The following is a 10,339-nucleotide window of genomic DNA, read 5'->3' on the forward strand; positions in this document are numbered from 1 at the left end:
AAACAAACATCCTTCCTTGTATTGATTATACAAGAAAATCAATAGGGGTGGGGGTTTCGTGATTTTATTTTTATAGAGAGTAGAAATGAAAGAGAACAGCGCATATAAGTAAATGACTAAATGACTGAATAGAAAACCCGCATTCTCATAATAGAGATGCGGGTTTTGTTTATTTCGATTCTTTTAATTGCCAGTTGGTGTATTCTTCGTACGTCATGTACTGAATGAAAAGGGAATTTTGTGTTTTTTCAAGATTTCAATGTCTACCCTTCGAAATTACTCGAGTTTCTCTATGTTCGAGCCCTTTGAGTTACCTGTAGAATAGGAATGTTACAGACAAAGGAGAGGTTTTTTATGTTGCAAAAATTTCATACATTTCAAGTCGTTGCTAAATGTCAATCGTATACGGAAGCGGCAAAACGTTTATATTGTTCGCAACCGACTGTGACGAATCACATTCAACAATTAGAAGACCATTATCAAATGCCACTATTTATGCGACAACATGGACAGCTTTTAATGACGAAAGAAGGGGAAATTTTATATGAATTCATTGAACAAATAAATCATTTATTAAAAAAAGCAGAGTCTGAGATGCAACGTTCCTTTCAAAAAGATCAACTGCCTCTTTATATGAGTAATTATATTGCACACTATTTCTTTTTCCATTTATATGACCAAGTCAATCCTATGCTTGCTTCTCGTTTAACGATTCATAGTTATTGTTATGATGAATTGAAGCGTCAATTGTTGACTCATCAAGCACGGTTTGCGCTCATGCCACATTATGTAGCAGATAAGGAACTTCAAGAAAAAACTACTTTTTATCCACTTTTTGAAGATGAATTTATCCTCGTGTTTTCCTCCGAGCACCCTTTTAGTCAACGTAAAAAATTGTACACCCGAGATTTGCAGCAAGAAACGGTATTGTTCACACAGAGTGAATTTTTAAATGAAGAAATGATTGAAACATTGAGTTTGCAAACCGTGCGTCAAGTGAGAGTTAGCACTTTTGAGATGGCGAAACAATTTGTAGCGATGAATCGAGGCATTGCTTTTTTACCTCGTAGTGCAGTTTATGAAGAGATACAAAAAGGGCAGTTGCATACGTTGGCTAGTCCTTCTTTTCAGTATAAGCGAAAAAGTGGAATCCAACTGATGAATGATATCATTTTAAACGATAGTGAGCGTCAACTAATCGACGTATTACTGTCTCTATTTCCCGAAAATAGCGCGAAGTTATTTATACAATTTGAAAATGTATAAAAAAATTTTATAATATCATGCAAATGAATAAGGATAGAGGTTTTTTCAAATAGAAGGCCCTAATTGATAGTGATAATTATTATCAATGATGATACGATACGAATAATTCAAAGAAAAGGAGTTTATGCAATGAAGCGATTATTTATTTTATTAGGGCTTGTTGTTTTATTATTACAAGCTTGTAGCAATAGTGAGGAACAAGAAAGTAAAGCAGGAGTCGAACAAACGTCTGCTTCGAAAGACATTGTGAAAATTGGTTGGGCAGATAGTGGTTTTCTTTCACCATTTACGTTCGGAACGAGTGGACCGATCGGATTTTTGCGAAATAGCTATCTTTTCGATGCGCTCACATGGAAAGATGATACAGGCGTCATCCCGTGGTTAGCGAAGTCATGGGAAGTGTCAGAAGATGGTTTTACGTATACATTTCAGTTAAATGAAGCGAATTTCCATGATGGTGAGCCATTAACGGCGGAAGATGTTGCTTTTTCGTATGAATATTTTCAGAAGCATCCATTTCAGTGGAATGTCGATATGACGAAAGTAGAGAAAGCGGAAGTGATCAACGATTATGAAGTACGCATTCAGTTAAAGGAACCATTTTCACCTTTTATTACGGAAATTGCAGGCATGTTGCCGATTATTCCGAAACATATATGGTCGGCAGTAAAAAATCCGTTAGAGTATCGAGAGTCGGATGCTTTAATCGGATCAGGCCCATTCTTATTAAAGCATTATGATGAAGCGAGTGGTCATTATCAATTTGTGAAAAACGAATCTTTCTTTAAAGGGGAAGTTGTCATTGATGAACTGCAATACTTAAACGTCGAAAACCGTGTTCTTTCCTTACAAAAAGGTGAAATTAATAATGGAATGACATTTAAATATGACGACGTAGCACAGCTTGAAAAAGAAGGGTTTTCTGTTTTGAAAAGTGAGCCAACAGGAAGTGCCGTGCGCATTATTTTTAATTTAGATCATCCGCAATTAAAAGAAAAGCAATTGCGACAGGCGATCGCACATGCTTTAAATCGAATCGATATGTCCCAAAAGTTAACAGGTTCAAAAGAAGCGATGGAAGGAAGTAGTGGCATTATTCCGCCAGATTCTGATTGGTACAATCCGAATGTTCCTCAATACGATTATGACGTTGAACGAGCGAAAGAAATGTTAACAGCGTTAGGCTATGAAGAGAAATTAGAGCTGAATGTGCTCGTGTCTTCTACATCGAAAGAAGCGGAATTAATGCAAGCGATGTTGCGAGACATCGGCATTACTTTATCGATTCAAACAGCAGAACCGGCAACCTTTGCAGCGCTGATGGCAGAAGGAAACTTTGATATGGCGATTACAGGACATATCGGATTGAGTGGAGATCCTGACTTTTTACGCCTTTGGTTTAGTGGACAAGCAAGTAATTTATATGCAGGAAAATCTGTGTTCCAACATGAAGGTTTCACGAAGTTAGCGGAAGCTCAATTGCGTGCGCAAGACGAGGAAGCGCGTAAAAAGCTTGTCGATGAGATGCAGATGATTCTCGGAGATGAATTGCCGACGCTCGTCTTATACCACCGCCCGTTTTATCACATATACGACGCATCGGTGTTTGACGGATGGTTTAATACGAAAGGCGGCATAGCAGACGGTATTCCACTCGTTGATAATAAGGCAGCATTCGTGCGATGAAACACGTTCGACTGCGTTCTTACGTCGTCGTCTTTCTCGCGTTGATTCTATTAAATTTTGCTCTTCCTCGTATGATGCCAGGAGGGCCGATTGATTTTATTGAAGGACAGGATAGTGGCCCGACGTTAACGAAGGAACAAAAAGAATCGATTTTAGCTTATTACGCGTTAGATGAATCGCCTGTGACGCAATGGGTTCGCTATATGAAAGGCGTTGTGACGCTTGATTTTGGGACGTCTTTTCAATATCGCCAAGATGTAGGAGCTGTCATACGAGAACATTTGCCATATACGTTGAGTCTCGTCGGGGTGGCGACGCTCATTTCTATCATTATTAGCATCGTATTCGGTTTGTACTCTGGCTATCAGGCAGTTCACAAAGGAGATCGCGTTTTATTCGGCACGATGTTAGTTTTCAGCGCTTTGCCTGAATTTTTAGTCGGCATGTTCCTCCTTATCACATATAGCGTCATGCTACCGATTTTTCCAATGAGTGGTGCGGCAACTCCTTTTTTAGAAAATGCTTCTTTGTTAAATATGATGCTAGACCGGATTCAACATGCGGTTTTACCGATTACAACGCTCATTTTAGCGACAGTTCCGAGTTTGTATTTGTTAATGCGCAATGAGACGGTGCGTATTATGCAAGCGCCTTTCATTGAATTTGCGCAAATGAAAGGGATTCATACTCGTACATTATTGCGAAAACACGTTTTTAAAAATGCTTTACTTCCTGTTTTTACGATGATGATGTTGCGTGTCGGTTTAACTTTTACAGGAGCCATTTTTGTAGAAACATTATTTTCATATCCTGGGATTGGGAAGTTATTGCGTGATGCTATCGTTTCGCGAGACTATCCGCTTATGCACGGTTTATTCTTCTTATTTACCAGCATCATTTTAATGATTAATTTGCTTACCGACTGGATTTATCCAAAATTAGATCCGCGCATTCGAAAGGAGGATCCGATGTGAAGCATAAAAAATATATCGTCGGAAGTTTTATCCTTTTTTATAGCGTGCTTTATTTCAGTTATCCATATGCCGCTTCTTCTTATCAATTTGAATCTTATTTAGCGCCGAGTAGAATGCATTGGCTCGGTACAAATAGTGTCGGGCAAGATGTCGTCGCTTTATTAATAGAAGGTACGAAATGGAGTTTAATAGTCGGTTTCGTTGTTGCGACTGCTTCTACCTTGTTAAGCGTCGTACTCGGTGTATGGTCTGGTTATTTTCGCAAATGGGATTCGTTATGGAACGGGTTAGCGAACGTTTTGCTCGTTTTACCGAATTTACTCATCATACTGCTCGTCATCGCTTTTACAGGCGGACAATATACGATGTTGTTAGTTTTAATGAGTGTGTTATCTTGGCCTGCTTACATGCGAATTATTCGAGCGCAAGTGATGTCGTTAAAAGAACGCGAATTTATTCAAATTTCACGACAATTAGGAAATAGCCATTTATATATTTTGACCCGTCATTTTCCAGCCCATTTAAAATCACTCGTTCAAACGAAATGGATTATGACATTTCGATACGCGATATTAACGGAAGCGGGATTAGCCTTTTTAGGGTTAGGTGATCCGGTAAAAGTGACGTGGGGAAAGTTGTTACATGATGGATTTAGTAACCCAACTATTTTTTTAAACGGCAGTTGGACGTGGCTTGTTTTACCTCCTGTTTTATTGCTCGCGATCGTGACGGTATATATTTCTTTCATAATTGAAGGAAAGAACGTCAAGCGTACAAAATCGTCGTTGAGAAAAGAAGTTCATTGCACGAAAGAAGCAGGCTTGCGTGGAGAACAAATCACCCTTCATTACGGCGTTTCTAAACCGATTTTTGAAAATGTATCGCTGGATGTACAGCGAGGCGAAATTGTAAGCATTACAGGACCGTCTGGCTCGGGAAAAACGTCGTTAGCACGAGCGATGTACGGGATTTTGCCTGTCGCATACTATGAAGGGCATGGTCAAATGGACGGCGAATGGACGAGTCACCCAAAATTTGCTTCAGCCCATTATTTTAAAACAATCGCTTTTATGTACCAAGATGCAAGAGCGGCATTCAATCCGTTATTGCCCCTTCGTCAACAATTTGAAGAGTTAGGTGTCACGCAAGACGAAATGAACGAAGCGTTAAAAGAAGTGCAACTGTATGAAACTATTGCGAATCGATATCCGCATGAATGTTCAGGAGGAATGCTCAGTCGCGTACTCGTCGCTCTCACTTTTGTATGGCGACCCCATTATGTCATTTGCGATGAAGTGACGAGCGCGTTAGATCCTATTTTGAAAAAGGAGATTATTTTTTTACTCCAGAAAAAAGCGAAACAATTAAATTGCGGTGTATTGATGATTACTCACGATCACGATGTAGCGCATGCTATTTCAGACCGAACGTTACAAATGACGAAGGAGAATCGCGATGATTGAAATGAAAAACGTCTATCAACAGTATGGAAATGATGTCGTCTTACATGACATTCATTGTCGTGTGACGAAGGGAAAGGTGACCGCTTTAATTGGAGAATCCGGATCGGGTAAATCGACGATTGCGGAATTGCTCGTTTCGCTACGTTCCCCGACGTCAGGAAAAATCGAACGCCATACGTCATCGATTCAATACATTTATCAAAATCCAGAACGTTCATTTAATCCATACTGGACGATGTGGGCAAGTATGGAAGAAGCGCTGCGCGGACTGAAATATCCGAAAAAACAATGGCAAGCAGAAATTGTTCCAGTTTTGCAACAGCTTGAGTTGCCCAAGGACACGTGGCATGCTTTACCTCATGAATGTTCAGGTGGTCAAAAGCAACGTTTCGCTATTGCACGTGCCCTCCTACAACGTCCTGATGTGTTAATTGCGGATGAAATGACATCGGCTCTCGACCCTGAAAATGAAAAAAAGATCATTCAATATTTGAAACAAATTTATGAAAGTCGTTCGATGGCGATATTGTATATTACCCATCGTTTTCAAGAACTTTCATCGTTTATCGATGATGTATATGTATTAAAAGAGGGCCGTATCGTGGAATATGGAATGTATGAGCGCGTCATGTCTCAGCCGAAACATTCCTATACTAAGAAGTTAATCGAAGCGAGTACGTATTTTGAAAGGAAGCGAAAATAAGATGAAATTGTTACAGCTTGACCCGTGTCACGCTTTTAAACAAGAGTATGAAGATACAGTTGTCACGCTCGTCGATCAATATGAGTGGACGAAAGAACAATTATTTCATTATGATGCGTTCATCATTCCAGAGTTTGTGGACCAAGAATTTTTATGGGAAAGACGTTCATGGATTGAAGAGTTTTTACAAGAAGGAAAAACCGTATTTTTTTTCGGACATTTATTTAAAAGATGGCTTCCTCATGTGGCGCCTTTCATGCCTAAACGATTAATGAGTCATCATGATTATGAAGTGACAAGGCGTATAGGGGCTCCAATTTTTCAACATGTCGTATGGGAAGATGTTTTATATAAACGTGGAGTGGCAGGCTTTTTCGCGCGTGGTTATTATCCCGTATCTTCAAGCGCAGAAATTTTATTAACGTTTCGGAGTGGAGAAGTGATCACCTTCATTGATCGTACTTCAACAAAGGGAACGATATTCGTTCATGCAGGGCGAAATTTATTCGACTTGCGTTTTGACACGACGAGTGGCGTGACCATTTATGAAGAGTTAATCGCATGGGTGAAGGAGGAAATACGATGAGAACAATCGGAGTGTTAGATGGAGGGAATGCTTATCATGCTCGGACGTTTCAAACGCCTAAATATGGAGCTTATATTGCGCAACGCATCCCTTTACGAATGTTACAATCGCTCGAACAGTTAGAAAAACTCGACGTACTCATCGTCCCGTCCCAGCTACACTTAGGAGAGATGGAACGATGTGCTCCTCTTATTCATGCGTTTAGTGAGCGAGGAAAGATTGTCGTCGTGTTAGGACCTCAACCGCTCGAGTGGATCCCCAATCAACGATGGGAATATCGGCCGACGAATTTTTGGTGGTGGCTAGAAGAAGGAGCCGATAGTGGATTACGCTTTCCATCTGAACAAACGCATTCTTTTTACGATTATTTTGATTTAGCGATGTGCACGTGGCATCAACATGGTGTATATCATCCTGTAGAAGGAACAAAAACTTTAGTGGAAACAGAGGACGGAGCTGCTGTACTGTACATCGACCAAGTATCAACAAAAGGGACGTGGGTTGTGACAACATTGGATCCGGATTATCATTTCGGTTCTTATTTTATGCCAGCGACGGAACATTTTTTAGATCAACTATTCCCATGGCTTGCTTTAGCACCGATGGAATGAAAAAGAAAAACCGCACCTATAAAAGGGCGGTTTTTTCGTTATTTCGATTCTTTTAATTGCCAGTCAATGTATTCTTCGTACGTCATTAATTTGTCGAAGATTGTGCCGTCTTCGCGGATTTCGATGACGCGGTTCGCGATCGTTTGGATGAACTGGTGGTCATGTGATGTGAAGATCATCGCACCTTTGAACGCTGTTAAGCCTTCGTTCACTGCTTGGATCGATTCTAAGTCTAAGTGGTTCGTCGGTTCATCGAGTAAGAGAACGTTCGCTTCAGCAAGCATCATTTTTGAAAGCATGCATCGCACTTTTTCTCCACCAGATAAGACGGACGGTTTTTTGTTTACTTCTTCACCAGAGAAGAGCATACGTCCGAGGAAGCCACGGAGGAATGTTTCCGTCTCATCTTCAGGTGAATATTGACGCAACCATTCAACGAGTGTGCGCTCTGAACCACTGAAGTATTTTTCGTTGTCGATTGGGAAGTACGATTGGCTCGTTGTAACGCCCCATTTGTACTCGCCACTGTCTGGTTCACGTTCACCCGCGATAATGTCTAAAAGTGCTGATTTCGCAAGTGGGTTTCCGAGAAGGACAATTTTGTCTTCGCGTCCCATCGTGAAGCGGACGTCTTTCAACAATTGTTTGCCTTCTAACGTGTAATTTAAGTCTGTGACCGTTAACACGTCGTTTCCGATTTCACGTCCCATTTTAAAGTTGACGTATGGGTAGCGGCGGCTAGACGGTTTAATATCATCGAGCTCGATTTTTTCAAGTGTTTTCTTACGGCTCGTCGCTTGTTTAGACTTCGATGCGTTCGCACTGAAGCGCGCGATGAAGTCTTGTAATTCTTTAATTTTTTCTTCTTTTTTCTTATTTTGTTCTTGTGACAATTTAAGCGCTAATTGGCTTGATTCATACCAGAAGTCATAGTTTCCTGCGTATAATTGAATTTTTCCGAAGTCTAAGTCGGCGATGTGAGTACATACGTTATTCAAGAAATGACGGTCGTGGGAAACGACGATGACCGTATTGTTGAAGTTGATTAAAAACTCGTTCAACCATTGAATCGCTTTAATGTCCAAGTGGTTCGTCGGCTCGTCAAGTAAGAGAACGTCCGGCTCACCGAATAAAGCTTGAGCGAGTAAAACTTTCACTTTTTCAGAACCTGTTAATTCACTCATTTTCGCACTGTGTAAGTCATCTGAAATGCCGAGACCTTGTAAAAGAATCGCAGCATCTGATTCCGCAACCCATCCGTTCAATTCAGCAAATTCACCTTCGAGTTCCGCAGCACGCATGCCGTCGTCCTCTGTCATGTCTTCACCTTTTGCATAAATGGCGTCTTTTTCTTTCATAATATCGTAAAGGCGTTTATGGCCCATAATGACAGTTTCCAATACTTCGAATTCTTCATATTCGAAGTGATTCTGTTTTAAAACAGCGAGACGATCATCTGGATTCATAATGACTTGTCCAGATTGTGGTTCGATCTCCCCTGATAAAATTTTTAAAAATGTTGATTTACCAGCACCATTCGCACCGATTAAACCGTAACAATTGCCTGGGTTAAATTGAATATTGACATCTTCAAATAGTTTACGATCTCCAAATTGAAGACTAACGTCAGATACAGCTAACATAAGACGATTTCCTCCTTCATGTACAATGCGTTTATTATACATGATTTAGTTTCAGAAAGGAAAGCAAATTCAAGAAAGAGTAAGGGGAATTTTCGTTTTTAAAAAACAGGGAGAGGCGAGGGGGGAAACGTGATACAATCATGTGGAAGAAGATGAAGATAGATTCGAGGGATTTTTGTTGAAAAAACATGTTGCACTTTATGCATGGGCGATCGTGCTTGTTGCGATTAGTTTGCGCCCGATCATTACATCGATTGGTCCGATTATCGACCATATTCAAGCCGATCAAGGGTTGACGCACGTTCAAGTGACGTGGTTGACGAGTGTGCCGATTCTTTGCATGGGATTGTTTGCGCTACTTATTCCGAGATTAGAGCGCCATTTTTCGTCGCACGGACTCGTCGCGTTCTTTTTATTTGCGATTGGAGTAGCGACGGCGATTCGTCTTGTTGACGCGTCGTATCGTACGTTGTTAGTGACCGCCTTTATTGGAGGGGTAGGAATTGCGATCGTCGGACCTGTTTTGTCCGCATGGATTAAACGGACATTTCCTGAACGTTTTGAATTGATGATCGGACTGTATTCGTTCGGCATCGGCATCGGGGCGACGTTGAGTTCAAGCTTTACGGCACCGCTCATGAGTTATTTCGGAACGTATGCGACAGCGCTCGGCATATGGTCGCTCTTTGCGGTCGTCGGTTTACTATTTTGGCGCTTCATTCCGAAAGAACGCGTCATCGTGGCCGAACAAACGAAGCCGATGCGCAATCCGTGGCGAACGAAGCGGGCGTGGAGCATATTATTGTTTTTCGGTCTGCAAGTGACCTTTTTCTTTACGACGATTACGTGGATCGTGCCTTTATTAATGGAAGCGGGGCATACGCGACATGAGGCGAGCTTTTACGTCGGAGTGATGACGAGCGTTCAAATTGTGACAAATATCGCCTTCCCCGCAGCGCTCAACAAATGGCCCACACGCGCACCACTCTTCATTCATGCAATGTTCCTCGGCGGCTTTTTCGCCTTAGCGAACGTAGTATGGGGACCGGTGAGCGGTCATCTTATCAGCATGGTGTTATTCGGCATCGTCCTCGGGGCGACATTCCCACTCGCGCTCGTCTTTCCCCTAAGAGAAGCGCGCCACGAAAAAGAAGCGAGCGCCTGGAACGCCATGGCCCAAGCAGGCGGCTTCCTCATGGCAGGAACACTCCCGTTACTCGTCGGCGCCCTAAACGACGCAACTGGCACGTACACAACAACCTACATCAGCATCACAACCTGTCTACTCGGCCTGTACATCGTCTACCTATACTTAAACAAAAAAACAGCATAACGAGCCCATAAAAACTCATTGCGACTTCCCCCTCACATGACAAATGATGTGAGGGGTTTTTAAAATTGTTGTGT

The 10,339-nt window shown here is 41.5% G+C and carries 9 protein-coding genes; 8 read left to right on the plus strand and 1 reads right to left on the minus strand.

The genetic code is table 11. The annotated features are described in order from the left end of the window. Positions 1–354 precede the first annotated feature (354 nt). The 7 genes from IRY55_RS03360 (at position 355) to IRY55_RS03390 (ending at position 7,289) form a co-directional block, all read left to right on the plus strand. Positions 355–1,266, plus strand: coding sequence for a LysR family transcriptional regulator (locus IRY55_RS03360; RefSeq protein WP_194561833.1), 912 nt, complete (start codon positions 355–357; stop codon positions 1,264–1,266). A gap of 129 nt (positions 1,267–1,395) precedes the next feature. After that, positions 1,396–2,952 carry an ABC transporter substrate-binding protein gene (locus tag IRY55_RS03365; protein WP_194561834.1) on the plus strand — a complete coding sequence of 519 codons (1,557 nt, stop codon included), beginning with the start codon at positions 1,396–1,398 and terminating at the stop codon, positions 2,950–2,952. Beyond that, entirely contained in the window at positions 2,949–3,926 is a 978-nt protein-coding gene (locus tag IRY55_RS03370) for an ABC transporter permease (protein ID WP_194561835.1), read from the plus strand. The genes IRY55_RS03365 and IRY55_RS03370 overlap by 4 nt, the downstream gene beginning before the upstream one ends. Next, positions 3,923–5,389 carry an ATP-binding cassette domain-containing protein gene (locus IRY55_RS03375; protein WP_194561836.1) on the plus strand — a complete coding sequence of 489 codons (1,467 nt, stop codon included), beginning with the start codon at positions 3,923–3,925 and terminating at the stop codon, positions 5,387–5,389. Before IRY55_RS03370 ends, IRY55_RS03375 begins: the two co-directional genes overlap by 4 nt. After that, positions 5,382–6,092, plus strand: a complete 711-nt coding sequence (locus tag IRY55_RS03380; protein ID WP_194561837.1) for an ABC transporter ATP-binding protein — start codon at positions 5,382–5,384, stop codon at positions 6,090–6,092. The genes IRY55_RS03375 and IRY55_RS03380 overlap by 8 nt, the downstream gene beginning before the upstream one ends. Before the next feature lies 1 nt (position 6,093). Continuing rightward, positions 6,094–6,678, plus strand: a complete 585-nt coding sequence (locus IRY55_RS03385; RefSeq protein WP_194561838.1) for a phosphate starvation-inducible protein PhoH — start codon at positions 6,094–6,096, stop codon at positions 6,676–6,678. Continuing rightward, the gene (locus IRY55_RS03390) at positions 6,675–7,289 is read left to right on the plus strand and encodes a hypothetical protein (RefSeq protein ID WP_194561839.1); all 615 of its coding nucleotides are present in this window, start codon (positions 6,675–6,677) and stop codon (positions 7,287–7,289) included. Before IRY55_RS03385 ends, IRY55_RS03390 begins: the two co-directional genes overlap by 4 nt. Before the next feature lie 38 nt (positions 7,290–7,327). Here IRY55_RS03390 and IRY55_RS03395 read toward each other — a convergent pair whose 3' ends face one another. Beyond that, entirely contained in the window at positions 7,328–8,932 is a 1,605-nt protein-coding gene (locus IRY55_RS03395; protein ID WP_194561840.1) for an ABC-F family ATP-binding cassette domain-containing protein, read from the minus strand. A 178-nt stretch (positions 8,933–9,110) separates the two neighbouring features. Between IRY55_RS03395 and IRY55_RS03400 the strand changes: the two genes are divergently transcribed. Beyond that, positions 9,111–10,265 (plus strand): MFS transporter, encoded by a 1,155-nt coding sequence (locus IRY55_RS03400; protein WP_194561841.1) that lies wholly within the window; start codon positions 9,111–9,113, stop codon positions 10,263–10,265. Positions 10,266–10,339: the final 74 nt, after the last annotated feature.

The organism is Savagea serpentis (assembly GCF_015351395.1).
GTDB classification, from domain to species: Bacteria; Bacillota; Bacilli; order Bacillales_A; family Planococcaceae; genus Savagea; species Savagea serpentis.

Coding starts and splice junctions, on each gene's coding strand:
- IRY55_RS03395 (WP_194561840.1), bottom strand. CDS start 8,932: ATGTTAGCTGTATCTGACGTTAGTCTTCAATTTGGAGATCGTAAACTA.
- IRY55_RS03380 (WP_194561837.1), top strand. CDS start 5,382: ATGATTGAAATGAAAAACGTCTATCAACAGTATGGAAATGATGTCGTC.
- IRY55_RS03385 (WP_194561838.1), top strand. CDS start 6,094: ATGAAATTGTTACAGCTTGACCCGTGTCACGCTTTTAAACAAGAGTAT.
- IRY55_RS03365 (WP_194561834.1), top strand. CDS start 1,396: ATGAAGCGATTATTTATTTTATTAGGGCTTGTTGTTTTATTATTACAA.
- IRY55_RS03360 (WP_194561833.1), top strand. CDS start 355: ATGTTGCAAAAATTTCATACATTTCAAGTCGTTGCTAAATGTCAATCG.
- IRY55_RS03370 (WP_194561835.1), top strand. CDS start 2,949: ATGAAACACGTTCGACTGCGTTCTTACGTCGTCGTCTTTCTCGCGTTG.
- IRY55_RS03390 (WP_194561839.1), top strand. CDS start 6,675: ATGAGAACAATCGGAGTGTTAGATGGAGGGAATGCTTATCATGCTCGG.